At 63.8% G+C, this 23,230-nt stretch carries 22 protein-coding genes and 2 pseudogenes; 15 read left to right on the top strand and 9 right to left on the bottom strand.

Features of this window, described 5'->3' with window-relative positions:
• The first annotated feature begins 386 nt into the window (after nt 1-386).
• The 6 genes from QFZ57_RS19355 to QFZ57_RS19330 all read left to right on the top strand — a co-directional run bounded on the left by QFZ57_RS19355 (nt 387) and on the right by QFZ57_RS19330 (nt 7,874).
• Nucleotides 387-1,013: a DUF4230 domain-containing protein gene (locus tag QFZ57_RS19355; protein ID WP_306901388.1), complete on the top strand. Its 627-nt coding sequence runs from the start codon at nt 387-389 to the stop codon at nt 1,011-1,013.
• Between the two features lie 149 nt (nt 1,014-1,162).
• Nucleotides 1,163-2,635: a DUF3375 domain-containing protein gene (locus tag QFZ57_RS19350; protein ID WP_306901387.1), complete on the top strand. Its 1,473-nt coding sequence runs from the start codon at nt 1,163-1,165 to the stop codon at nt 2,633-2,635.
• Nucleotides 2,632-3,306 (top strand): DUF4194 domain-containing protein, encoded by a 675-nt coding sequence (locus QFZ57_RS19345; RefSeq protein ID WP_306901386.1) that lies wholly within the window; start codon nt 2,632-2,634, stop codon nt 3,304-3,306. The genes QFZ57_RS19350 and QFZ57_RS19345 overlap by 4 nt, the downstream gene beginning before the upstream one ends.
• Before the next feature lie 2 nt (nt 3,307-3,308).
• Nucleotides 3,309-5,519: an ATP-binding protein gene (locus tag QFZ57_RS19340; RefSeq protein ID WP_306901385.1), complete on the top strand. Its 2,211-nt coding sequence runs from the start codon at nt 3,309-3,311 to the stop codon at nt 5,517-5,519.
• A gap of 112 nt (nt 5,520-5,631) precedes the next feature.
• Nucleotides 5,632-6,744: an SbcC/MukB-like Walker B domain-containing protein gene (locus tag QFZ57_RS19335; protein ID WP_306901384.1), complete on the top strand. Its 1,113-nt coding sequence runs from the start codon at nt 5,632-5,634 to the stop codon at nt 6,742-6,744.
• An 11-nt stretch (nt 6,745-6,755) separates the two neighbouring features.
• A complete protein-coding gene (locus QFZ57_RS19330) occupies nt 6,756-7,874 on the top strand; it encodes a Wadjet anti-phage system protein JetD domain-containing protein (RefSeq protein ID WP_306901383.1) in 1,119 nt (372 codons plus the stop codon).
• Nucleotides 7,875-8,022: 148 nt separating this feature from the next.
• Here QFZ57_RS19330 and QFZ57_RS19325 read toward each other — a convergent pair whose 3' ends face one another.
• Nucleotides 8,023-9,147 carry a hypothetical protein gene (locus QFZ57_RS19325; RefSeq protein WP_306901381.1) on the bottom strand — a complete coding sequence of 375 codons (1,125 nt, stop codon included), beginning with the start codon at nt 9,145-9,147 and terminating at the stop codon, nt 8,023-8,025.
• Nucleotides 9,148-9,543: 396 nt separating this feature from the next.
• Nucleotides 9,544-10,047: a hypothetical protein gene (locus QFZ57_RS19320; protein WP_306901639.1), complete on the bottom strand. Its 504-nt coding sequence runs from the start codon at nt 10,045-10,047 to the stop codon at nt 9,544-9,546.
• A 103-nt stretch (nt 10,048-10,150) separates the two neighbouring features.
• Between QFZ57_RS19320 and QFZ57_RS19315 the strand changes: the two are divergent.
• From QFZ57_RS19315 to QFZ57_RS19295, 5 genes and pseudogenes are all read left to right on the top strand, one after another.
• A pseudogene (locus QFZ57_RS19315) lies at nt 10,151-10,462 on the top strand (NAD(P)/FAD-dependent oxidoreductase); the annotation flags it as partial.
• Between the two features lie 15 nt (nt 10,463-10,477).
• A pseudogene (locus QFZ57_RS19310) lies at nt 10,478-11,534 on the top strand (2,3-butanediol dehydrogenase).
• Between the two features lie 371 nt (nt 11,535-11,905).
• Complete coding sequence (locus tag QFZ57_RS19305; RefSeq protein ID WP_306901380.1) at nt 11,906-13,219, top strand: beta-propeller fold lactonase family protein; 1,314 nt, start codon at nt 11,906-11,908, stop codon at nt 13,217-13,219.
• 37 nt (nt 13,220-13,256) lie between these two features.
• Complete coding sequence (locus QFZ57_RS19300) at nt 13,257-14,123, top strand: class I SAM-dependent methyltransferase (protein ID WP_306901379.1); 867 nt, start codon at nt 13,257-13,259, stop codon at nt 14,121-14,123.
• Between the two features lie 99 nt (nt 14,124-14,222).
• Complete coding sequence (locus tag QFZ57_RS19295; RefSeq protein ID WP_306901378.1) at nt 14,223-15,479, top strand: S8 family serine peptidase; 1,257 nt, start codon at nt 14,223-14,225, stop codon at nt 15,477-15,479.
• Between the two features lie 12 nt (nt 15,480-15,491).
• Here QFZ57_RS19295 and QFZ57_RS19290 read toward each other — a convergent pair whose 3' ends face one another.
• On the bottom strand, nt 15,492-16,067 hold the full coding sequence (locus QFZ57_RS19290) for an HNH endonuclease (protein WP_306901377.1): 576 nt from the start codon (nt 16,065-16,067) through the stop codon (nt 15,492-15,494).
• A 185-nt stretch (nt 16,068-16,252) separates the two neighbouring features.
• Here QFZ57_RS19290 and QFZ57_RS19285 point away from each other — a divergent pair, with 185 nt between their 5' ends.
• Nucleotides 16,253-16,732: a nucleoside deaminase gene (locus tag QFZ57_RS19285; RefSeq protein ID WP_306901376.1), complete on the top strand. Its 480-nt coding sequence runs from the start codon at nt 16,253-16,255 to the stop codon at nt 16,730-16,732.
• 23 nt (nt 16,733-16,755) lie between these two features.
• Here the strand turns inward: QFZ57_RS19285 and QFZ57_RS19280 are convergent, their stop codons facing one another.
• Both QFZ57_RS19280 and QFZ57_RS19275 read right to left on the bottom strand, forming a co-directional pair.
• On the bottom strand, nt 16,756-17,133 hold the full coding sequence (locus tag QFZ57_RS19280) for a DUF7793 family protein (protein WP_306901375.1): 378 nt from the start codon (nt 17,131-17,133) through the stop codon (nt 16,756-16,758).
• Between the two features lie 151 nt (nt 17,134-17,284).
• Nucleotides 17,285-17,947: a TetR/AcrR family transcriptional regulator gene (locus tag QFZ57_RS19275; protein ID WP_306901374.1), complete on the bottom strand. Its 663-nt coding sequence runs from the start codon at nt 17,945-17,947 to the stop codon at nt 17,285-17,287.
• Between the two features lie 99 nt (nt 17,948-18,046).
• Between QFZ57_RS19275 and QFZ57_RS19270 the strand changes: the two genes are divergently transcribed.
• The gene (locus QFZ57_RS19270) at nt 18,047-18,499 is read left to right on the top strand and encodes a nuclear transport factor 2 family protein (RefSeq protein WP_306901373.1); all 453 of its coding nucleotides are present in this window, start codon (nt 18,047-18,049) and stop codon (nt 18,497-18,499) included.
• On the top strand, nt 18,496-19,386 hold the full coding sequence (locus QFZ57_RS19265) for an SDR family oxidoreductase (RefSeq protein WP_306901372.1): 891 nt from the start codon (nt 18,496-18,498) through the stop codon (nt 19,384-19,386). The genes QFZ57_RS19270 and QFZ57_RS19265 overlap by 4 nt, the downstream gene beginning before the upstream one ends.
• 34 nt (nt 19,387-19,420) lie before the next feature.
• Here QFZ57_RS19265 and QFZ57_RS19260 read toward each other — a convergent pair whose 3' ends face one another.
• The 3 genes from QFZ57_RS19260 to QFZ57_RS19245 all read right to left on the bottom strand — a co-directional run bounded on the left by QFZ57_RS19260 (nt 19,421) and on the right by QFZ57_RS19245 (nt 21,164).
• Nucleotides 19,421-19,813 carry a type II toxin-antitoxin system VapC family toxin gene (locus QFZ57_RS19260; protein WP_306901371.1) on the bottom strand — a complete coding sequence of 131 codons (393 nt, stop codon included), beginning with the start codon at nt 19,811-19,813 and terminating at the stop codon, nt 19,421-19,423.
• Nucleotides 19,810-20,076 (bottom strand): type II toxin-antitoxin system Phd/YefM family antitoxin, encoded by a 267-nt coding sequence (locus tag QFZ57_RS19255; protein ID WP_306901370.1) that lies wholly within the window; start codon nt 20,074-20,076, stop codon nt 19,810-19,812. The genes QFZ57_RS19260 and QFZ57_RS19255 overlap by 4 nt, the downstream gene beginning before the upstream one ends.
• Before the next feature lie 824 nt (nt 20,077-20,900).
• Nucleotides 20,901-21,164: a hypothetical protein gene (locus tag QFZ57_RS19245; protein ID WP_306901369.1), complete on the bottom strand. Its 264-nt coding sequence runs from the start codon at nt 21,162-21,164 to the stop codon at nt 20,901-20,903.
• 257 nt (nt 21,165-21,421) lie between these two features.
• On the opposite strand from QFZ57_RS19245, the gene QFZ57_RS19240 reads away from it, so the two are divergent.
• Nucleotides 21,422-22,363 (top strand): metallophosphoesterase, encoded by a 942-nt coding sequence (locus tag QFZ57_RS19240; protein ID WP_306901368.1) that lies wholly within the window; start codon nt 21,422-21,424, stop codon nt 22,361-22,363.
• A gap of 32 nt (nt 22,364-22,395) precedes the next feature.
• Here QFZ57_RS19240 and QFZ57_RS19235 read toward each other — a convergent pair whose 3' ends face one another.
• On the bottom strand, nt 22,396-23,169 hold the full coding sequence (locus QFZ57_RS19235; RefSeq protein ID WP_306901367.1) for a DeoR/GlpR family DNA-binding transcription regulator: 774 nt from the start codon (nt 23,167-23,169) through the stop codon (nt 22,396-22,398).
• Nucleotides 23,170-23,230 lie beyond the last annotated feature (61 nt).

The following is a 23,230-nucleotide window of genomic DNA, read 5'->3' as shown; positions in this document are numbered from 1 at the left end:
AGTGCTGCCAAAACCGTCCGCAGTTCTGCAAGGCGAGCCGGCGTTAGGCCCTCGGTGCCAAGCAGGTCAGGCACGCTGACCGCCTCTGTAGCCAGTGTCCACACCGGTACGAGTGCCTTGCTGTCAGTAGTAGTCACTTGTTTCCCCTCGTGGAAGTGAAATCTGCCTTGGGCGGTGCTAGCAACGGCGCCTGGGGGAGCCAAACGTGATCCTTGCCCAATCGTCACTGGTCGTTATCGTCCCATATTGGGACCAATATTTATGAAAGTGTCGTTGCCGCGCCCGTAGGTTGGTCCCGCTACACTGATGCTGAATTAGCCATCCAGCAGTTCTGGAAGGCAACCAACAGGAACGGAACCCGAGCCGTTTCAAGGCAAAGGGGTCCAATGTCCGAAGCCAAATCATTTAAGCCCGTCGCGCTCATTGCATCTGCCGTGGCGGTGCTTCTGGCTGCACTGCTGGTAGCGAGCATGCTTGGGTTCGGCCCGTTTTCGAGCAAGAGCGAGCGAAACCAAACCGTTCTTCTTAAGTCCGTCAAGAACGTAAGCCAGTACCACGCTGCGGTCGGTAATTTTGAGCTTTTGTTGGACGAGAAAGAAACCACCGGGGGGCTTCCCGATTTCATAGCAGGACGACGGACGCTCTTTGTGGCCGCCGGCACCGTCAATGCCTATGTCGACCTTGCGGGTCTCGCCGAAGAGGACCTTACCCTGTCAGCGGACGGCAAATCGGTGACGCTGCGGCTTCCCGAACCGCAGCTCGACAAGCCCAATATCGACCATGACCGGTCCTATGTGTACAGCCAGGATCGGGGTATCGCTGACCGAGTCGTAGATGCGTTCACGGCGCCTCAGCAAGCGGAGCTCTATCTCCTCGCCGAATCGGACATGGCTGACGCTGCTGAGAACTCCGAGCTGCGGCAGCGAGCGGGTGAAAATACCAAGAGCATGCTGACTGGTCTGTTCGGGTCGCTCGGATACGAGGTTACCTTTGAGGGCGGCACCTCAAGTTGAGTAATGCTGATCGACCGGTTTGGCTCAAACTTGCTGCTGTATCACCCGGTTAGCTGGCAGCAACAGGGGCGGTGATGGCGCTCACCGTTGACGACTTCGGGCTTATCGGGCAAGGAATCATTGTCAGTGCCATTGGCTAGTGTGAACCCATGACTGTTCTCCGCGCCGCACTCACGGCTTCTCGCTTGTTGAGCGAGGATCCAGCGTGGCGTCTGCTCCGGACAAATAACGCAGCGATTGCAGTAGCTGTGCTGAGCAAGCATCTGGGCGGCGAGCAACGTCGGTTGGCGGCGCCGGCGCTTTTTGAGCACGTTGAGGAGGATCTGGAGGAGCTGCGGGGCAACGGGTTCGATCTGCCGCAGACGGCCCAGGCCTATTGCACAGCGTGGCGCAATGACGGCGTCCTGATCCGTCGCACTGCAGAGGGATCCCGCGAGGAGACCTTTGAATTGTCGCTGGGAGCTCTGCAGGCCATTCGCTTTGTCGCGGAGCTGTCCCAGCCGCGGCAGGCCGTCACCGAATCGCGTCTTGCCACAATCCTGGACAGGGTGCGCGTACTGGCCCGCGAAACAGACCCGGACAGTACGTCACGGCTGCGCGCACTGCATGAGGAACGCGCCCGCATCGATGGCCAGATTGAGCGGGCCGCCGGCGGGGACATTGACGTGCTGTCCGCCGAGCAGGCCGCTGAACGGCTGCGCGACGTACTATCGCTCATCGAAGAAATACCCAGTGATTTTGCCCGGGTCCGGTCCGAGCTTGAGCAACTCAACAGGGACCTGCGGGAACGGCTGATCGAACAGGATGGCCCGCGCGGCAGCGTCCTGGATGACATCTTCCGCGGTGTTGATCTCTTGGCCGAGTCCGAGGCTGGACGGAGCTTTTCCGGCTTCTATGCTTTACTGCTTGACCCGGAACAGGGACGTGATTTCGAGGACAGCATCGACACCATCATGGACAGGCAATTCACGTCCCGGCTCTCCGCATCGCAGGTGAGGACTCTGCGCCGGATTCTGCCCACGCTCCAGGACCATAGCTCCGAAATCCATGCCGTCATGACTGCGTTCAGCCGCAGCCTGCGCCGCTTTGTCCAGTCCCAGGAACTCGAACAGGACCGGTTGATCAACCAGCGGCTGCGTTCTGCATTGCGGCAAGCTTTAGAGACCTCGCAGTCGGTGAAACCTTATGCCAAGACAGAATTGTCGCTGGACCTGACCAGTGTTCCGCTCAATTCAGTGGCCGCTCTTAATCTGCATAATCCGGCCGACTTCGAAGCCGCTGGAGAGATCATCGAGCATGACGCCGAGACAGTGGACATTGAGGAACTCCGGGCTCTGGCCCGCGCCTCCGAGATCGACATGATCGAATTGACTGGCAATATAAATGCCGTGCTGAGCCGGCAAAGCTCTGCAACCATTGCCGACGTTTTGGCTGATCGTCCGGCCACCCAAGGTGTGGCAAGCGTCGTCGGACTCCTAGTTCTAGCCGAAGAGCACGCCATCGCGCTGAGCGGCCGTGAAGACGTCACCTGGCGGTCCCCCGGACGCTCCACCGATGGCTCCGGCACCACGCGCCGCGGGACTGTGGGCCGCTATCTCTTCACCGAAAGGATTCACCCGTGAGCGAATCAGGCGTACCCGGACCGGCCGGAGGCGAGGGAACGTTGTCCGACGTCGCGCTGTGGGAGGGCGACACGGGCACCCTGCGGGAGCCCTCCCGCCGGGTCCTCGTCCAGCTTCTACGCGGCCCCTATCTCTCCGCCTCCCGGCACGGCAATCTGTGGACGGCTCTCTTGTCCGACGAGGACGCCGTCCGGTCCAGCTTGGCAGACCTGTTCCTGGACCTAGTCACCGATCACGCCGCACAGGTCGCCTTTGTCCGCAACACCTCCGCGGACGTTGACGCGCCAAAGGTGATGCGCACTGCCACACTGACGTTCCTGGACACGGCGCTGCTGCTCCACCTGCGGCAGACGCTACTGCAGGAAGGCGGCGGTCGGAAAACCATCGTCGGCGCGGACGAAGTGGCCGATCAGCTGCAGGTTTATCGAGGGAAAGACAACGCCGACATCGCGGGATTCTCCAAACGCATCAACTCGTCCTGGCAAAAAATGGTCAAATACGGGCTGTTGGCTGCAACCAGCACGGAGGGCCGTTTCGAGGTTTCGCCCGTCTTGAGGCTCGTTTTCGGTGCGGAGGAGATTGCAGCCGTGCAGGCGGAGTACCGGCGGCTGGCTGCGGAGGTAGAGCCCAGCTCCGCAGAGCTGCTCGACACCAATGAGGAGACAGAATGAGCATGACGATGGCGGCCACGGCACCAAGCACCCGGACCGGTCAGTGGCGGCTGGAACGGGTAGAGCTGCTCAACTGGGGGACGTTTCAAGGCCACCACGGCCTGGACATTGCACGAAAGGGCTTCCTGCTGACTGGACATTCCGGCTCGGGAAAGTCCTCGCTGGTCGACGCCATCTCAGCCGTGCTGACGCCCCGAGGAAAGCTGCATTTCAACGCGGCCGCCCAGGACACCTCCGCCCGGGGGGAAGACCGGACGATTGTGAGCTACATCCGCGGCGCGTGGCGGCGCAGCGCCGATGACGAAACGGGTGAAGTGCGTGCGGAATATCTGCGCACCGGCGCCACGTTTAGCGGCATCCTGCTGCGCTACAACGACAACACAGGGGCTAAGCCGGTGCTGTTGCTCAAGCTGTACCACCTTCGCCGAGGCTGCAACACGCCCGCTGAAGTCAGCGAATTGAGCATCCTCCTGCAGGAGGATGCGACGCTCACCGATTTTGTCGACTACCTTCGCAACGGCATCGAGACCCGGCGCATCAAGAGCACCTGGCCGGCCGCATACGTCACCGACAAGCATTCGGCCTTTGCCAGCCGCTTCTGCCGCCTGATGGGCATCTCCGGCGAGAATGCCGTCCTTCTGCTGCACAAGACGCAATCGGCCAAGTCGCTGGGCAGCCTTGATGACCTATTCCGCCAATTCATGCTGGACAGGCCGAAGACGTTCGACATCGCCACTACCGCAGTGGCGCAGTTTGGCGAATTGTCCGAGGCCCACCGGCTGGTGGTGGAGGCGCGCGAGCAGGTGGAACATCTGAGGGGCATGGAGGAACCGGCCGGCGCGTTCGGGCTGAACAGCGCCCGCGCCACCGAGGCCGCTGCACTTTCCGCGGCGCTGCCCAGCTTCAAGGATGAATGGAAGCTCAAGCTAGCCAAGGACGCCAAAGCGGCCGCCGAGTCTGCCGCACTGACCGCCCAGCACGACGTCGATTTAGCCACCGCCACTACAGCGGAATTGGAAGAGGCCCATTCGGCAGCCCGCCGACAAGTGGACGGCCATGGCGGGCAGGCCCTCCGCGACCAACAGACGCAGGTGGACATGGCACAGGAACGCGAACGCGATGTCCTGAGCCGGCGAGCGGAGCTGGCCTCAAAGTTGGAGGCGGTAGGCATCAGTTTCCCTGCCAGCTTCGAAGAGTACGAGGAACTTCGGGCCGCGGCCCGCACCGAACGCAGCGGCCTGGAGGCCGCCCGCGCGGCCAGCAGACAGACCATCAATGAGCTTCATGAGGCCCGCAGCGCCGCCAAAGCGAACGTCCGCGACCTCGAAACGGAGCTCAAATCCCTGCGCGGCCGACGGTCCAATCTCGACGACAAGCTGGTCACAGCGAGGTCCGTTGTAGCCGAAGCGGCGGGCCTGCCGGCGTCGGCGTTTCCGTTCGCCGGTGAACTGTTAGAGGTCCGGAAGGAATTCGCGGACTGGACCGGAGCCATCGAGCGGGTGCTGCGTCCGCTGGCCACCGTCATGCTCGTCCCGGAGAAGCACATCGACCGTGTGCGCGAGGCCGTCGAAGGGCTGTTTCTGGGCTCGCGGCTCGTCTTCGAGTCCGTCCCCAGCCGGTCAGAACCGCCGCGGCCCGCACGGACCGAGCGGTCCTTGGTCTCGCGGGTCCAGGTTGCCGATGGTCCTATGGCCGGCTGGCTGCACGCGGTCCTGTCGGGCAACTATGACTATGAATGCGTCGATTCGCCCGCGGAACTAGGCGGTTCGGAGAAAGCCGTCACCCGTGCCGGGCAGGTCAAACGCTCACGCACTCGACACGAAAAAGACGATCGGTCACGGGTGGACGACCGCTCAAGGTGGGTGCTCGGATTCGACAACGCCGACAAACTGGAGCTACTGAGTTCACTCGTCCAGGCTGCCCGAGCCACGGCTGACCAACTCGCCGATAAGGTCGACGCCGCTGAGAATCGGCGCGAGTCGGAACGCCGGCGCGCCGAGGCACTGGCACTGACTGAAACCCAAGGCTGGGACCAACTGGATGTTGGCCGGGCCCGCACCCGGGTGGAAAGCCACAAAGAACGGCTGGCGGAGATCCTCGCGGCGAGTGGCGACCTTCGAGCAGAGGTCAGCCGAAGCTGTCGCGAAGGAGGCCAGGGCGCGCTGGGCGGCTGCCCAGAAGGCCCAGCAGGCCGCCATGGAGTCGCTGGCTGACGTCAGAACTCAACTGGCGGGATTGGACCGCATCGTGTTAGGGCTTGAACCGCGTGTTGCGGCGTCGGCCGACGTGCCTGAGGAGCTTGCTGCCAGTCTCCGGGAACGATTCATGAAGCAGCGCCGCAACATAGTCCACGAGGTGATCGACGACGTCGCACTGACGGTGGCCACTGGGTTGAGCGCGGAGGAAAAACAGGCCACGTCCCAGGCCGCGGCCGCCCGGACAGCCTTCGCCTCGCTGGCGGGAGAGTTCCGTCGTCGTTGGTCCGCCAAAGCCGGGGACTTGACCGACCAGGTGGAGGATGGTGGCGGATACCTTGCCCTGTTGGAGCAGCTCGTCGCGGACCGCCTGCCGGACTTTGAGACCCGGTTCTTCGAACTCATGGAACGCCAGTCGCAGCAAAATGTGGCCACATTGGCCAATGAGATCCGCCGCGCGCCCTTGGAGGTGCGGGACAGGGTGGCCCCCATCAACGGCTCCCTCAAACGGTCTGCCTTCGACGCCGGGCGGTTCCTGAAGATCGTCGTCAAGGAGAACCGGGGCGAGCTGGGCCGGAAGTTTCTCAGCGACCTGCAGGACATCAGTACGGGCTCCTGGGTGGCCCAGAACCGCGACGATGCCGAAGCCAAATTCGAGGTCATGCGCCGCATCATGGAGAAACTCGCCTCCAGCGAACCTGCCGACACCTCCTGGCGGAACCAATGCCTGGACACGCGGCTGCACGTGCGCTTCACCGCCACGGAGGTGGACTCCGCCGGCAGGCAGCTTAATGTGTACGATTCCAGCGCTGGCCTCTCCGGCGGTCAGCGACAAAAGCTTGTCACGTTTTGCCTGGCCGCGGCCCTGCGCTACCAGCTGGCCGGCGATGGCGAGGACGTGCCGCGCTACGGAACCGTCATCATGGACGAGGCGTTCGACAAGGCGGACAGCAACTTCACTCGCATCGCCATGGACGTCTTCACCGAATTCGGGTTCCACATGGTGCTCGCCACCCCGCTGAAACTCCTGCAAACGCTGGAAGACTACATCGGGGGCATGGCCGTGGTCACCTGCCGGGAGTTCCAGGACTCCCGCATCGGGGCCCTGTCCATGGACGACGACGGCAGCCAGGACTCTACGCCACCGGCTGCCGCGGTGCCGGGCCGCGAGCGGTCAGCCGGTGCAGGAGTGTTGGCAACCGGGGACGCTGAAGATCCGGCAGAGACGGGTGCACTGTTTTGAGCCCCACACCTGTGACTCCTGCCGGGGCGGCCGCGCAGGCGCTCAAGAAATACAACCGCCACGTTGGCTCGTGGTCCGTGGGCGATGGCGCGTCTCTTCCCTTGAGCATCCCCTTGCATCCGCCCACTGAAGCACAAGCATTAGCCTCCCTGCCGGCCGCCGTCGCCTGGGCCAAGTCATGGGAAGGGACAGCAGACGTGTTGTGGACTGAACGCCGCTGGGCCAGCCTGGGCCAGCAGAGGATTCCCGACCGTGTGCAACTCGATACCCCCGCGGCTGTCGCGGCATTTGCCGGCAAAACCACCCACTGGCAACGGGCATCCTCCAGGGCCCAAACGCTGCTCGACTCGGTGCCTCTTCCTCACCGGGATGGGTTCGCGACCGCGGTGGGCCGCAGCGCCGTCGAACTTGCCGCTTTGGCGCCGGCAGACTTCACCCGGCTTGGCGGGGTGCTGGAATGGATCAGGGATCACCCGGCATCGGGACTGTACATCCGCCAATTGCCCATCCGCGGGGTCGACACCAAATGGGTCCAGAAGTACAGACCCCTCGTCACGCGGCTGCATGAAGCGGCCACCGGTGGAAGTGGGTTGGGTCTGGCGGACAAGCCGGATCTGGTCCGCGTGCGTTTCCTCGACCCCGCTCTGGCCCCGGGTGGTCTGAGGGATCTGGCGGCACCGGTCAGGGAGTTGGCCGCCATGGCCCTGAGCCCTGATGTTGTCTACGTGTTTGAGAATCTGGAGTCCGTGTTGGCCATGCCACCTCTGCCGGGCGCTGTGGTGGTCCATGGTTCCGGCTACGCCGTGGACCGGTTGGCCCGCATTCCTTGGATCCGCGATGTTGGCGTGGTCTACTGGGGCGACCTGGACAGCCATGGCTTTGGCATTTTGAACCGCTTGCGGGCCCAAGACATTCCCGTTGTCACGGTGCTGATGGATGTGGCCACGTTGGAGAAGTTCAACGACCTGTGGGGACACGAGCCAAAACCGGCCGTTGGGACCATGCAGCACCTTCTGCAGAACGAGATTGACGTGGTGGAGCAGTTGGCAATACGCGGCAACGTGCGTCTGGAACAGGAACGAATCGACTGGAGTACTGCCATGGATGCGTTCATTTCGACAAAGTTCTGACCGGCTTGCCCACGTCCTTTTATGACCAAGCCAGAACCCCGCAGCGTTACATCGCGGGAAGCGTTACTGGGGGTTGCAGGGGGCCACGGGTCGGTCACTTTTTACTACTCCGTTGCCTTACGGGCGCCAATGTCAGGAGACATAAAGGCTATCCGCCATGCACGGGGGTAACAACGTTCGTTGGCACGAATCGTTTAGTCTCTTGCTTCGCCGGGTCAATCAGCGTCCTTGCGACAGCAAGAGCCAAGTCTATGCCCGCCGCGTCGTCCCAGCCTTTCCGGTGTATGTGTTCTGGCCAGCCGCTTTCTTGGATCTGGTCGGCGTAAATGACGTAGCTGATCCTCTCCTTAGGGAAAATGGAGTCGTCGGTGACTACCCACCCCGAAGCGAATTGGATGACGTTCCGAACTACACGGGGGTCACCAGCAACTGTTCCACGACGTGCTTGGGAACAATAGAGAATCAAGTCCGCGAGATCGGGAAAGATCTTTTCTGGGAAGACGCCTTGATTGTGCCCTAAAATTTCGATGCAAGTTGCATTTATTCGGGTAAGAATGCTCGTTTCGCTTTTCCCCGTGGACCAAAAGTGGGTTGCCCGCCACGTGCCAGTTTCTCCTTCAATGTGGCAGTTGATCGTGTCAGGGTCATCTGGAAGCTCGAACCGAACCACAAGGTCAGTGTCGTAGATTGGCACGCGCGGTCCTTTGTGACTTAGGATGCGTTCCTCATATCCCATGGAGATAGCACGTCTGACCGCAGAAAACGAGACATCGGAATGGAGGAGCCCAACCTGAGCATCCTGTGCCTCCCACGGAGCCAGCGCTGCTTCCCGGACTCGAGTCCCGACTTCGTTCATGCGCTGATTGCGTGCTTCTTCATGCTGCACTTCAAGTGCATTTTCAATGTTATTAACGTCATTTTGAACAAAAGATACACGCTGATCAATGCGCTCCTGGGTTGCAGAAAGCGCGCTTGTGAAGAGGTAAATCAGACCGGCAAAGGCCGACGTTACTCCCGCACTCGAGAGCGTTCCGCTGAGCCAGGAAACCTCAGAGGTTATTGCGGATAGGAGAATTAATAAGAGGCCGAGAATAATCGATCCGGCCATCCAATATCTTGGCCGATATTTCTCGCGGGCTATTACTAACTTTAGGCGGTTCAACTGCCTCCGTGTTTCTTCTTTAACCTTTGAACAGATATTTCGTACAAGACTCATGTAGGTGCCCCAGATCGACAGATCACCGCGAGCCGCAAATGCGGCTCCGGCTAACATTGTGAGTGTAGTCAACTGGAGTGTGGGCGAAGTGCCGGACCGTAATAGCTGTTCATGACAGCAGCTTTAGGGAGCGATCTCTCGCCGCTCAATACATGCGGGGTTGTAGTAGAGGCAGAGGACTCAGTCGCAGGAGTAGAGCTTTCCCACCCGACGAGGAAAGCCTTTCGGGAACTAGCTTGACAGGACCTTAAGGCGTAATTCATATCGATTGACGAATTTTTAGGCACCTAACTTGAAGTCGATAAACCCTTTCCCTCCGCTAATTAGAGCCGGTCTTCCCTCGACGCGTGCTCACTTATAGTCGGGTTTCCCTTGACGCGTGATGGCCCGACAGAGCCGGTGAGGATCCTCCCGACCACGGAGGCCGGCTCCTGTAGTCAACTTTGGTGTGGCTCAATCACTGCAGGAGGCCCGGAAGGCCAGATACCGCGGATCCCCCCAACCCACCAGCCGGCCCAGAGCTTCCACCGCCTCAGCATCCGCAGCACCCATATCCATAGACAGCCACCGCACCAACAACCCTGCGTCCCCGCTCGACCGGACGGCCGATCCGACGGCCAGGTCCAGCTGGTCCCGCAGCAGCTGCACCGCCAGGACACCGGACCGGCTGAGCAGGGGAGCGCTGTACGACTCCAACGCCTCAGCTACAAGACCTTCCCGCAGCAGCCGCAGCACCCGTCCCGAATCCGAGCCCCCGGCCAAGCCTGCAGCCAGCCGATACGGGTTCGACTCCACGGCATCGCCCAGCATTGACCGCACCCGGAACATCTCCGTCCGGATGGCCTGCGGCGTGCCCGCGTCACCGTGCAGCTCATACGCCAGTTCCTCGGCGCTCCAGCCCTGCGACCGCGAGTCCAGCAGCGCCAGGATCTCCGCCCGGCGCAGCGTCAGCGGCACCCGACTCCCATCGGCCAACACTGCGGCGGGCCTGTCGCCGAGCAGCTCCAGCGACGAAACCGCACCGCCAGGAGGCCGGACACTCTGCCGGGACCCACGTACGGACCTGATCGTCTACGCCACCGGGTACGGGTCCATGAACGGCTGGCTGGCAGACCTGGTCTCTCCCGAAATTGCGGACCGCGTGGGCAAGTGCTGGGGCTACGGCTCAGACACGCCAAAAGACCCTGGCCCCTGGGAGGGGGAGCTGCGCAATATGTGGAAACCAACCAACGTCCCCAACCTCTGGATCCACGGCGGCAACCTGCACCAGAGCCGGCACTACTCCTCCTACCTGGCCCTGCAGCTGAAGGCCCGGATGGAGGGACTGGAGACGCCGGTGTACGAACTGCAGCCCAGCCACCACACCCGCTGAAAGGAACAGCCCACCATGAAGGCAGCACGTTTCCACGCCCGCAAGGACATCCGCATCGAGGACATCCCGGAGCCGGAGCTCCGCGCCGGGGCGGTGAAGATCGACGTCGCGTGGTGCGGCATCTGCGGCACCGACCTCCACGAGTTCCTGGAAGGGCCCATCTTCTGCCCTCCGCCCGGCCATCCGCACCCGCTCTCCCACGAGGAATCCCCGGTGACCCTGGGGCACGAATTCTCCGGGACTGTCTCTGAAGTGGGCGAAGGGGTGACGGGCCTGGCGAAGGGGGACAACGTCGTCGTCGAACCGTATTTTTGTGGACGGTGACTGTGACATGTGCCAGGCGGGCAGCTACCACCTGTGCCGGCAGATGGGCTTCATCGGGCTGTCCGGCGGCGGGGGAGGGCTGAGCGAGAAGATCGTGGTGGACGCGCGGTGGGTGCACCCCATCGGGGACATTCCGCTGGATGAGGCGGCGCTGATCGAGCCGCTGTCCGTGGCGCACCACGCGGTGGCGCGCAGCGGCGTGAAGGCGGGCGACACCGCACTGGTGGGCGGCTCCGGGCCCATCGGGCTGCTCACCGCCGCGGTCCTGAAAGGCATGGGCGTGACCACGATCATCAGCGAGCTCACCCAGGCGCGCAAGGAAAAGGCCACCTCCAGCGGGGTGGCAGACCATGTGCTGGACCCCAGCCAGGAGGACGTCCCGGCGCGGGTGCGGGAGCTCACCGGCGGGACGGGGGCCGACGTCGCGTTCGAATGCGCCGGCGTGAACGCGGTGCTGGACACCATGCTCGACGCTGTCCGGCCCGGTGCCGTGGTGGTCAACGTGTCCATCTGGGGCGCGCCCGCCACCGTGGACATGCAGAAGCTGGTGCTCAAGGAGATCGACCTGCGCGGCACCATCGCCTACATCCGCGACCACCCCGCCGTCATCAAAATGGTGCAGGAGGGCAAGGTGGACCTCAAGCCCTTCATCACCGGACGCATCGCGCTCGAGGATCTGGTGGAACAGGGCTTCGACACCCTCATCAACCACAAGGACACCGCGGTAAAGGTGCTGGTGCACCCGTAGGGCGTGGCGGGCGGACGCCCGGCAGCGAAGGAAGGACGACGGCGGGACGCCCGTGCCGTCGTCGTGCCACCTACCCTGCCTGCTGACCACTGCCCGGGTGGCCGGAAACATTCCAAGGGATTTTTCCCCCTATCTAGCCGGGCCTCGTCTGCGGAAGATTACCCCCATGAAAAGACTCGTGCTCGCCAGTCTCGCCGCACTTCAAAACAGGTAGTACCGGTCCAAAAGACAGGTACGGGCCAACGGTGACCATGGTCTTACCTGGTCTATAGACTCCGCTCACGCCGTATTTTCGGCCAGCCTTCAGAGGGTGGCTTCCGAAGTCCGCACGCTCCACAACAGAATTCGCTCTTCAAGCAGGGGGAAACGTAATGCAGCTACTCAATACAGGGTCCCGGCGCTACCAAGGTCCACGTTCGTCAGCTGCCGGCCTTCGCGGCCGGCGCGCGGGCATCCTCGGTACGATCCTTGCGGCCCTCGTGCTGGTCAGCCCTGTCCCTGCAAACGCTGCAGCCGCAGTGACCTCCACCATCCCGGTCGGTTCAAGCCCCAGGAACGTTGCGTTCACCCCGGACGGGTCGAAAGCCTACGTCACCAACTGGGAGTCCAACACGGTGTCGGTCATCGACGTTGCCTCGGGCGCGGTGACGTCCAGGATTCCGGTTGGGGCGGGTCCGCACGGTGTTGCGTTCGCCCCGGATGGGTTGATTGCCTACGTAGCCAGCCCGGGTTCCGACACAGTGTCGGTCATCGACGTCGCGTCGGGCACGGTGACCTCCTCGATTCAGGTCGGAGCGGGTCCGATCGCCGTCGCATTCGCCCCGGACGGGTCGGTCGCCTACGTCACAAGCGGCGGCAGCGGTTCTGGCACAGTGTCAGTCATCGAGGTGGCGGCGGGCACGGTGACTTCCACGATCCCGGTCGGGCCGCTTCCGAACGCCGTTGCGTTCGCGCCGGACGGGTCGACGGCCTACGTCACCAACGGGCAGGACTCCAACATGGTGTCGGTCATCGATGTCGCCTCGGGCGCGTGGACCTCAACGATCCCGGTCGGGTCGTCTCCCAGCGGCGTTGCGTTCACCCCGGACGGGTCAAAAGCCTACGTCGCCAACAACGAGGGAGACACGGCGTCGGTCATCGATGTGGCATCCGGTGCTGTAACCTCCACCATCCCGGTCGGGTGGGCGCCGGACAGTGTTGCGATCGCCCCGGACGGGTCAGCGGCCTACGTCACCAATTCCGGTGCCAACACGGTGTCGGTCATCGATGTGGTTTCGGGCATGGTGACCTCCACAGTCGAGGTCGGGACGCCTCCGACCGGCGCTGCGGTCTCCCCGGACGGGTCGACTGTCTACGTCGTCAACACCTCTTCCAACACGGTATCGGTCATCACCGTGGACGCGGCACCGCTGGTGTTCACAGCGGCCACACCGCCCACCAAGGCGAACACGCGGACCGTCTACACTTACACGTTCGCCGCCACAGGTGCCCCGGCCCCGACGTTCCATGTGTCCTCCGGTGCACTGCCTGCAGGCCTCAGCCTGGACACCGCCACAGGAGTCCTGTCCGGCACTCCGGCCAAGGCCGGCAAGTTCACTTTCAGGGTGACCGCCACCAACGGGGTCAGCCCCCACGCGGTCACGGACCGCATCACGGTAACCGTGACCAAGGCGAAGGCCCGCTGATGGAACGCGTGGTGGAGCGCCGTTGTAGGGTCATGGCGTGATCGTCCCCGATATTTCCCAGAACGCCGTGGCGGTCGCTGATCACTACGACGAGCTCGATCCCATTTACCGTCGGGTGTGGGGCGAGCATGTCCACCACGGGCTATGGGCGACGGGCCGCGAGACACCCGGCGAGGCCGTCGAGGCGCTGGTCGACACGGTGGGCGATCGGCTGCGGCTTACGCCCGGCGACGCGTGCGTCGACATCGGCTGCGGGTACGGCTCCACCGCAAGGCGGCTCGCGGTGACACACGGGGTCCGCGTCACCGGCTTCACGCTGTCCGCCGAGCAGGCCCACTACGCCGCTGCGCATCCCGCACCGGACGTGGACATCCATGTGCGCGACTGGCTCGCCAACGGGCTGCCCGACGCCTCGGCCAATGCCGCATGGGCGATCGAGTCGAGCGAGCACATGGGCGATAAGCCCAGGTTCTTCGCGGAGGCGCACCGCGTGCTGTCGCCCGGCGGCCGCTTCGTCGTCTGCGCGTGGCTCGCCGAGACCGATGCGAGCCGTTGGAAGGTACGCCATCTGCTCGAGCCGATCTGCCGCGAAGGGCGCCTGCCCTCGATGGGCACGCGCGAGGAGTATGAGGCGATGGCAATGGCGGCCGGCTTTGCAGTCAGCGGCTATGAGGATGTCAGCTGCCGCGTCGCCCGCACATGGCCGATCTGCGCCGGGCCGGCTCGTGAGGACACTGCTCGTCGATCGCGAGATGCGCCGCCTCGCACTTGGTGGACGCAATCGCAGCGCCGTGCTGAGCATTCCCCGCCTGATCCTGGCCTACCGCACCGGTGCGATGCGCTACGGGATATTCACGCTGTCGAAGGCTGGGGAAAACGGGCCGCCACGCGACCGGCAAACTAACCAGCAGGAGCCGGCCTGAGGGGAGCGGTTGCCGTTCATCGGCATCTTCAAGGACCTTTCCCCCTATCCAGCCGGGAGATGTGCGCGGAAGATGACCCCATGAAAAAACTCGTGTTGGCCAGTTTCACCGCTCTTCTCATGGTCATTGGCACCCTGCTGGGCGCGGTCGCCCCAGGCAACGCCGCGACCGACCCGTCCATCACGGCAGGGCAGATCCTGGTCAAGTTCCGCGACAATGCTGCGGCCGCAGGTGTCCTGCGCCCATTCGGGCTTAGCGACGGGCCCGGCGTCGGCAGCACCGGCGCGCACCTGATCACGGTGCCGGCAGGGAAGGAACTGCAGCTCGTGGAAGCCCTAAGCCGGAACCCGGTGGTCGAGTATGCCGAACCGGACCGAGTTGTCACTCCGGCCTCAGACGACACCTACTTTTCCCGCCAGTACGCGCTTCAGAATGATGGCCAGTCCTTCACAAATAACTTCAGCGGCCAAACCACGCCTGAAATAGATGTTGCTGCCGGAACGAAAGACGCCGACGTGGACGCCGTCGAAGCCTGGGCTGTCACCACTGGCACCGGGATGAGAGTGGCTGTTCTCGATTCCGGCGTCGCAATGGACAACCCCGACATCACCCCGAAGGTCGTGGCCCGGACCAACTTCACCACGTCGAGAAGCAACGACGACAATTACGGCCACGGCACACACGTCGCCGGAATTGTTGCTGCAACCGCCAACAACGGCATTGGCGTCGCCGGTGTGTGCCCGGCATGCAGCATCCTGGCTGGAAAAATCCTCAGCGACACGGGGATGGGATCCAGCTCAGGCCTGGCGAACGGCATCAACTGGGCAGTCAAGAATGGTGCGCATGTCATCAACATGAGCCTGGCAGTCGGCGCGTCAACCACCCTGGAAACTGCGGTCAATAACGCCTGGAACGCGGGTGTGGTGCTGGTTGCTGCAGCCGGCAACGGGGGTAACACTGGCATGGTGTACCCAGGCGCGTACTCCCATGTCATTGCTGTGGGGGCAACGGACAACAACGACAAGAAGGCGTCGTTCTCCACCTATGGCACGTGGGTGGATGTGGCAGCACCAGGCGTCAGCGTCTTCTCCACGTTCCCCAACCACAGGTTCACCCTGGCCAGGGAATACAACCGTTCCCAGGGGTATGACATCGGCAGCGGAACGTCGATGGCCTCACCAATTGTTGCTGCGGTTGCCGCGCTCGCCCGCAGCGCCCACCCCGGCTTCACTAACTTGGACATCCGCGCCAAGGTCGAATCCACCACCGACACAGTTGGCGTCATCGGGACTGACTGGGCCCACGGGAGGGTGAACGCGGACCGCGCCGTCCGGTAGGTTCGCGCCCGGTCAGGGGAGTGGCTGGCGTTCGCCTACGCTGAGGGAGGACGACGGCGGCAGGTACTCCCGCCGTCGTCGTTCCATTCGGCGCTGCTGGCCGGGTGACGGGATCCTGGCCCGCTTGGCGCGGTTGCACCTGGCGCAGGCTGCAACAAAGTTCTGCAGGTTGGTGGAACCGCCCTTGGACCACGGATAAAAGTGGTCGCCGTGCTCGGCCAGGCGGCCGCACCGCCGCCCGAACCCGGCTTCCAACTCGCACCGGCTGCCGGCCCGGGCCATTCCTTCGCGGCGCTGCTGGCGGGTGAAGCGGCGGACCGGATCCCTGCGCCGGGCATCCCGGTTGGTGACGACGGCGGCGGCAATGCCCAGCACGACCGCGGCCACGCCGGGGAGCGCAGCCACGGCGACGACGCCGTCGACCATGCCGCGCAGAACCCCGGCGGCGGATGATGGCCCCGCTCCGGCACCCGGTGTTGCCTTCGCCATGAGCGCCGACATCACTGCGACAGCGATCCACACCATCACTGCGAAGTACGCCAGGCGAAGCCCCTGCCGGGTCCAATAGATGCGGCCAAGTTCCTGCATTAATTCCCCCAAATTTCCGTTCGCCGGAAGCCCGTGGCCCCGGATCTCTAGGGAATCGTATAGGCCAAGCGCCGGCCGGTATCCCAGATTTTGCTCAGTTTTTGCTCAGCTTCCGCGTCCCATGGGGGCCGCATATGGCGCCCGTGGGTCCCGATATAAGGAACAGCCCGTGCAACAATGACGCCATGACCCACGAGCAGCATCATTCCTTCGCACCCGAACTGGACCGCGCCGCCCACCCCGCATTCGAAGCCGCGTACCGGGCTGCCCAAAAGAGCCTGGCTGAGGGCGGCATCCCGATCGGCGCAGCGCTCGCCCGGGACGGGGTGGTCATTGCCAGCGGGCACAACGAACGGGTCCAGAACGCCGATCCGATCGCGCACGGGGAAATGTCCGCGCTCCGCGCAGCGGGCCGGCAGCAGAGTTACCGCGACACCACGCTGTACACCACCCTTGCCCCGTGTGCGATGTGCGCCGGAACCATCATCCAGTTCAAGATCCCCCGCGTGGTGGTGGGGGAAGCGCGCACGTTCGACGGTGAACTGGAGCTCCTGCGCTCACGCGGCGTTGAGGTGGTGGTCTTGGATGATCAGCGCTGCGTGGACATGATGCGCACGTTCCAGGCCGACAAGCCGGAGCTGTGGGCAGAGGACATCGCCGAGTAATCCTGCACGACGTCGTGGAGGCGTCACGCAGTGGCACTGGCCAGCAGCCACGCCATTGCTTCTGTCCGCGAAGTGAAAAAGCGCTTGGGGCAAGTGGTCTTGTTCATTGCCAAAACAAAATTGGCGATGACTTTGTCTACCGGCGACGCGCCCAGCAGCGCCACTCGGGACGCTTGGCAGGTCCGGGCGAAAACAGCGCGCGCCCCACGGCTGACACTGACCGTTGTCCTCATGTCCACCAGCAGTGGGTGCTCGGTATTCCCGCACAGCCCGTTGACCCTATGCATGGCTGCCTCAGCGTCACGTGTCCGGATGCTGGCCTGGCGAGGCCACTTGAGCTGAAGAATCCCGTGTTCGTCCAAATGCAGTTCAATATTGGCCGTGCTGACAGCTACTACCACTTGCAACCCCCCAAAGGCTTAACCGGTCTCCAGAGCCAATATAGACGGACTGGATAGGCCATTCCCCTTATTCGTGCTGTGTTCCGTTGCGTGTTTTGAACGACGACGGCGGGAGGCAAGTGCCGCCGTCGGCCTTCCGTACCTGCCTGGCCTAGCTGTCCGGCAGAAGGTTGGCTGCGAGCGTTCTAGCAAGAAGACGTCCGTAGCGTTCAGCGCTCCAGCCGCGTTTGAGGACAAGGGTTTCGTAGAGTTCGGCCGAGGTGCTCATGAACATGACATCGGCTACTTCCTCCTCCGTCAGATCCGGCCTCAGGAATCCTCTCGCGAGCACCTGGCGCGCGTTGTGCAGCATCCGTTGGTAGCGCTCGTCGTCCACGTCGCGCAGGAGCGCCGCCATGTCCGGATCCCCGTTCGCGGCGGCATCCCTGATGAGGAGGTAGACAGGTGATCCGAGCGGACTGACCTCGGCGACGAAACGGCCGAACTGCTCCATGAGCTCACTCGGGTCCGTGACTGTGGTTTGCACACGGTCCGACCGATCTTGAGCCGGAGTACTGCCCGCTCCGAGCATGCTTTGCTCATAGATGGCCTTGACCAGCCCCGGCTTTCCACCGAACGCCTTGTAAACGGATTCCTTGGAGACGCCGGCAGCGTGGGCGATCGCGGCAACTGTGGTCCGGCCGTATCCCTTGGCCAGGAACAGCTCGCGCGACTGGGCGAGCACCCGCTTCCTCGACTCCTCGGCAGCCTCCTGCCGGCGCCGGGCGTCGTAGCTCCTGGAGCGGGGCAATGCACCGTTGACCGCGGGTCTCATCGGGCTTAAGCTCCTTGTATCAGTTTGAATACAGCTGGCTGTATCAAATTCAGCGTACCAACTTCTCCGCCTCCCGCGACGGAAACCAAGGAGCAGATCATGGACGCTTCAGGATTCGACCGCGTCCCCGAAGGTCCGGTGCGGCGCATGCTGGCCGCAGCCAACCGCCATGACCTTGAGGCCATGGTTTCCGAGTTCGCCGAGGACTACCAGAACACCACCCCCGTCCACCCGGACCGCAGTTTCACAGGGGCCGCGCAGGTCCGGAAGAACTGGACGGCGCTCTTTGCCGGCCTGCCGGACCTCACCCTCACCGTCCACGACGCAGCCACCGGCCCGGGCGGCAAGATCTGGATGGAATGGAGCAACCGCGGCACGCGACCGGACGGATCCGTGCAGCGCGCCGCCGGGGTTTCCATCCTCACAGTCCGGGACGGCAAGATTGCGGCCGCGCACTTTTACCTTGAACCCGTGGAGTATGAGTCCGGAGACGTGGACGCCGCGGTAGGCGTGGCCGTGGGCGGGGCAGCCGGAAGGGGTGACGGGTCATGATTCTCGTCGCCGGTGGCACCGGCCGCCTGGGCGCTGCCATAGTGCCGATGCTCGTGGCCGGCGGCCACCAGGTCCGTGTCCTGGCCCGCGGCGCGTCCCACGCCTTCCCGGACAAGGCGGGCGACGGCGTCGAACACTTCCGCGGCGACCTCACCTCCGACGCGGATTGCCGAAAGGCGGTGGCGGGTTGCACGGCCGTGGTGTTCGCGGCCTCCGGATTCGGCATCAAGGATTCCGACCCACGCACCGTGGACCGCGACGGCGCCATCCGCCTCGTCCGCGCGGCGGCCGAGGCCGGAGTGGGGCGCATGGTGATGATGTCGATGCGCGGGGCTGCCCCTCACGGGCCCATCGAGTACCTCCGCTGCAAGGCCGCGGCCGAGGAAGCTGTCCGCAGCTCCGGCATGGCCTGGACGATCATCAGGATCGGGGTGCTCCTCGAGCAGCGCCTCGAGAACATGACCCGCCCGCTTCAGTCCAAGGGCAAAGTCCTTGTGTTCGGCTCCGGAGCCGTGCCGGTCACCTACACGTCGGTCCAGGACGCGGCGGCTCTCGTGGTCCGCGCGCTCCGGGACCCCACGCTGCAGAACCGCGTCGTGGAATGGGGGTCCCAGACGCTCACCGGCACTGAGGTGGCGCAGGCCGTGCTTTCCCGCGCCGGCCACGGCTCGATCCGGCGCATCCCGGCCGCCGCCGAGCGGCTGATGTCCGTCGCAGCGCGGCCGTTCTCACCATTCCTTGCCCGCATCGGACGGGCCGGGCTGTGGGAAGAATCAGGGGCTGCTGCGTTCGAGTTTGGTCCGGCGCGGGGCGAGTTTCCGGACATCCCCGTCACCGGGCTGCAGCAGGTCCTCGAGGCGGCCGGTCAGCCGGGACTTCCGGCATAGCCGCATGCAGTCTAAGAGAATCGGGGGAGGCTGATTAGCTGCCCGGAGAGATCGTACGGAGTCCTGCTTGGGTGGCTGCCCTCACGAGTTCCTTGTCGAAGGCGACCAGAGCCTGGGTTTCAACTCTGATCGCGGCGGCGAGGTGGACCGCGTCTGCGCTGCGCAACTTTCCCGGCAGCGCGGCCGCGTACAAGAGGTCTGAACGTGTAAGGTCCACCAAGTTGATTGCGTCCAGCACAGCGTTGATTAATTCCGGTGGCAGGCCTCTGCGGTTGGCGGCGCAGTGCAGTTCGGTGTAGAGGAGCATCGAGGCGACAAGCCGGTCACCCCGCCGTCCAGCCTCCGAAAGGAACTCCGCGGTGGGACCGGATTCCGGTTCCTCGACCACCAGCTTCAGGGCGGCCGACGTGTCTACGTAGACGATCACCGGTCGCCGCGGAGGTCAGCGATGATCTCCGCCGTGCCGACATCAGTTGCCACGCGCTGGAGCAACCGGAAGTCGACAGGGCTTTGCGAAGCCTGCCGCACGCTCCCGGACAGGAGCAGACGCTCGAAAGGCGAAGCTGCAGGTGGGATCAGGGTGGCGGCGACTTCACCGTTATTCGTGACATCGATGGTCTCGCCGTTCTTCACCCGCTCCAGTATCTTGCTGCTCTGATTGCGTAACTCACGGTGGGGAATTGTTGTCATGGATCGCCTCCGTAGCAATCGTAGCACTCGCGGATGAAACCAGGCCCGTCCCGGCCGGAGACAACCGTGGCCGAGGCTGCGCAGGAACTGGGCATCACTCACAAACCATACGGACACGGCGGCGACGGTGCTGGTGCATCCGTAGCGAAGGGAGCTGGCAGGCGAGGCTGCCCCGCTGAAAACAGGCCTGACTTTTGACCCTTGTTTTGACCGTCCGCAGGGCCCTGACTAATGGGAGGAGTTGAAACCCTGCCGTCCAGCCACATCGCGAGGGAGGAAGACCATGTTCGCCACCCGCCGACGACGTGCTGTGGGCAGCCGAGTCGTTTTTCCAGTGCCATTGGAAACCGCCTTGGTCTGAAGTGCAGCAATGGTAAGGGAAGCAAAGGGCGCGGCCGCGCTATCCCAGTGAAAAACGGCTGGTGGCGGCCCGTTGATCTCATCAGCGGCGAAGCGGACTTCAGCTTGTTCTACTGTGCTGAGGTCTCCACCCTTACGGAAGTACTGGCGGAGCAGTCCGTTGGCGTTCTCGTTCGGTGCGCGTTGCCAAGGGCTTGGCCGGATCACAGAAGTACACGAGGGTTCCCAGCGCCGCGGTGATTTCACGTACTGGCGGGGCTCACCGTCCTCGCCCCATATAGATGTGCGCCGGAACCGTCATGCTACTCAAAATCCCCTCGTGATCGTGGGGAAATGCGCCCGCTCAACGGCGAAGTGGAGCTTCCACGATCACGTGGGGCTGAGGCGATGGTCCGGGATCATCAGCGTTGCCTGGACATGAAACGCCCGCTGGAACGTAACGGCAGACGGGGTTTTCGCCAGGCTCAACCGCCCACTGCCGCAACGTCAATGCCGCAGAAGTCCGCCGTGTCCCTGCAAATCACGTCGTTGGTGACGACCGACAAGGAGTTCATGCGGCAGGTCTCGCCATTCTCGGTAAACGTGTTGTGGCTACTAAACTTTGACACCTTTTCGTTCGCCATCTCGTGCGTTTTCCAGTCGGACGAGTACTGGCTGGAGCCATTGTCGAAAGTCTGCTGCTCGCGGTTGTTGATCGTATAGTGGTTGTCGCCATGCTGCTGCGTCACCGTGCGGTAGTCAGTTGACCCAACCACTTATCCGTTGCTGCCGCAGCTGCCCACCCGCGCAGGCCGAATTTGAATGGGTCCCGCCAGGACTTCCACGTCAGGGCGGCGCTATAGGCATTGCGCGCCCCTTGACAGCCGGTCCAGCGCTCAGCATTATCAAGGTGCCGGGGCGCGTCGTTGGTGTATCGCAGGCCGACGAGTGATCCGGCTACTTGAAGGGGGTGGCGATGGAGCCAGCATTCCCTCATCCAAGAGCCTTGCGGATTTTGTACGCAACCGCTGCGGCCCTCCTGGCGGGCTCTGCCGCAGGTTGCACCAGCCCTCCGGAGGTCCGCATCGCTGCTGTGGGTGACATGAACGGCCACAAGAACTATGCGCCTGATAGCCCGTCCGGCAGGAACGGTGCGGCGATCACCCAGCTCGTGGAGAACAATGAGATTGACGCGTTCCTGGGGCTCGGGGACTTCCAATACTCCACGGCGTACTGCGAAGACTACGTAAAGTACTGGGAGCGGCTGTGGGGCGGCACGAAACCAAAGTTGTACTGGGTGTCCGCCCAAAACCACGACTGGGAACCTGACCGCAACGAAGACCTCGATAACTTCATGAATGGGCAGTGCCCCGGGTCTTCAGCAAAGGCTGCGGTCAACCAGGAGCGCGGCTTCATCCGGAACGGGGAACCGTACTCGAAGGACTTCGGGAACTGGCACTTCGCCTTCCTGTCGTCCGCACTCTGGCGGTACGACCCCGGGCGGGCCCGGGAGCTAACGGCGTGGCTGGACAAGGACCTGGCTGCTGCCAAGGCGGCGGGTAAGCACCTGGCAGTGGTGCACCACGAGCCGTACTTCACATCGAACACGGACGAACATGAGCGGGCTGCGGAGCACAAGCCGTGGATCGACGTGATGTGGAAGCACCGGGTCCGGTTGACCCTGTCAGGGTCGCAGCACAACTACGAACGGTCCTGTCCGGTGAACAACGCTGATGAGTGCGTCAGTGACGGGATGACTGCGTTCCAGGTTTCTACTGGAGGTATGGGTCTCCGCTCCTTCCTCAGCAGCCCGCCGTACATCGAGAAGCGGTTCAATGACACGCACGGGTTCCTTCGGCTGACACTGCGGCACGACGGGTCTTTCGAGTGGATCTTCGTACCAACGTCGGGGCTGAGCGCGGACTCAGGTACGCGTTCGGCACCGTAGTAAAGCCTGGGCCTCAGCCACCGGCCGCAGCCTCAGCCGCCGATCGCTGCCATCTCAACCGCAACCCCCGCGTCCCGGAACTTCTGCACCTGCTCGGGGTCGGCGCCGTCGTCCGTCACCAGGGTCCAGGGGAGCGCAAGCCGTGCCCAGGCGTGGAAGGGCCGGAGACCGAGCTTCGAAGAGTCCGCCAGTACGTAGACGTCCCGGCCGCGTCGGGCCATGAGTTCCTTGAGCCGGGTCTGGGAGTGGTCGGCTTCGCAGATGCCGTCCTCGGCGGTGACGGCGTCGGCGCCCAGGAACACCCGGTCAAAGCTCATCCGCTCCAGGGCCGCCTCGGCCAGGGGACCCACAAAACTCTGCGAAAGGCTCCGCAGCCGGCCGCCCAGGCAGTCCACCTCGATGCCCTCCGAATCGGCCAGCTCTTGCATCGTGTTGATGCCCGGCGTGGTCACAGACAGCTTCCCGAAGCCGCGCAGCTCGTGGGCCAGTGCACCTACGGTGGAGCCGGCGTCGAGCAGGATGTTCTCCCCGGGGCGGATCACGGAAGCGGCCCAGCGGGCGATGGCGTGCTTCTGCTCGAATGCCTCGCCGGTGCGCTGTCGCAGCGACGCTTCCGGGTGCGCGCCCAGGGCCATGGCTCCGCCGTAGGTGCGGGCCAGCCGGCCCTGCCCGTTCAGCAGCGCAAGGTCCCGGCGAATGGTGGACGCGGTCACCTCGAACCGTGCGGAGAGCTCTTCCACGGAGGCCAGACCGGTGGTCACGGCAAGGTGGTAGATCTCCTCGCGCCGCGCGTTTGCGCTCAGCATTACCGGTCTCCTTCCCGTGGCAGTGGTAACCATGCTAGTTCCGGCCCCCGGCAGGTCGGCA

The organism is Arthrobacter sp. B1I2 (assembly GCF_030816485.1).
In the GTDB taxonomy this organism is placed as follows: domain Bacteria; phylum Actinomycetota; class Actinomycetes; order Actinomycetales; family Micrococcaceae; genus Arthrobacter.
This window is presented reverse-complemented; position numbering and strand designations above follow the sequence as displayed.

Bases quoted from the DNA above. Each gene is read 5' to 3' on its own strand.
- QFZ57_RS19340 (WP_306901385.1), top strand. From the start codon at position 3,309: ATGACGATGGCGGCCACGGCACCAAGCACCCGGACCGGTCAGTGGCGG.
- QFZ57_RS19290 (WP_306901377.1), bottom strand. From the start codon at position 16,067: ATGCAGGAACTTGGCCGCATCTATTGGACCCGGCAGGGGCTTCGCCTG.
- QFZ57_RS19325 (WP_306901381.1), bottom strand. From the start codon at position 9,147: ATGTTAGCCGGAGCCGCATTTGCGGCTCGCGGTGATCTGTCGATCTGG.
- QFZ57_RS19335 (WP_306901384.1), top strand. From the start codon at position 5,632: ATGAAGCAGCGCCGCAACATAGTCCACGAGGTGATCGACGACGTCGCA.
- QFZ57_RS19285 (WP_306901376.1), top strand. From the start codon at position 16,253: ATGACCCACGAGCAGCATCATTCCTTCGCACCCGAACTGGACCGCGCC.
- QFZ57_RS19255 (WP_306901370.1), bottom strand. From the start codon at position 20,076: ATGACAACAATTCCCCACCGTGAGTTACGCAATCAGAGCAGCAAGATA.
- QFZ57_RS19295 (WP_306901378.1), top strand. From the start codon at position 14,223: ATGAAAAAACTCGTGTTGGCCAGTTTCACCGCTCTTCTCATGGTCATT.
- QFZ57_RS19275 (WP_306901374.1), bottom strand. From the start codon at position 17,947: ATGAGACCCGCGGTCAACGGTGCATTGCCCCGCTCCAGGAGCTACGAC.
- QFZ57_RS19350 (WP_306901387.1), top strand. From the start codon at position 1,163: ATGACTGTTCTCCGCGCCGCACTCACGGCTTCTCGCTTGTTGAGCGAG.
- QFZ57_RS19355 (WP_306901388.1), top strand. From the start codon at position 387: ATGTCCGAAGCCAAATCATTTAAGCCCGTCGCGCTCATTGCATCTGCC.
- QFZ57_RS19265 (WP_306901372.1), top strand. From the start codon at position 18,496: ATGATTCTCGTCGCCGGTGGCACCGGCCGCCTGGGCGCTGCCATAGTG.
- QFZ57_RS19270 (WP_306901373.1), top strand. From the start codon at position 18,047: ATGGACGCTTCAGGATTCGACCGCGTCCCCGAAGGTCCGGTGCGGCGC.
- QFZ57_RS19235 (WP_306901367.1), bottom strand. From the start codon at position 23,169: ATGCTGAGCGCAAACGCGCGGCGCGAGGAGATCTACCACCTTGCCGTG.
- QFZ57_RS19305 (WP_306901380.1), top strand. From the start codon at position 11,906: ATGCAGCTACTCAATACAGGGTCCCGGCGCTACCAAGGTCCACGTTCG.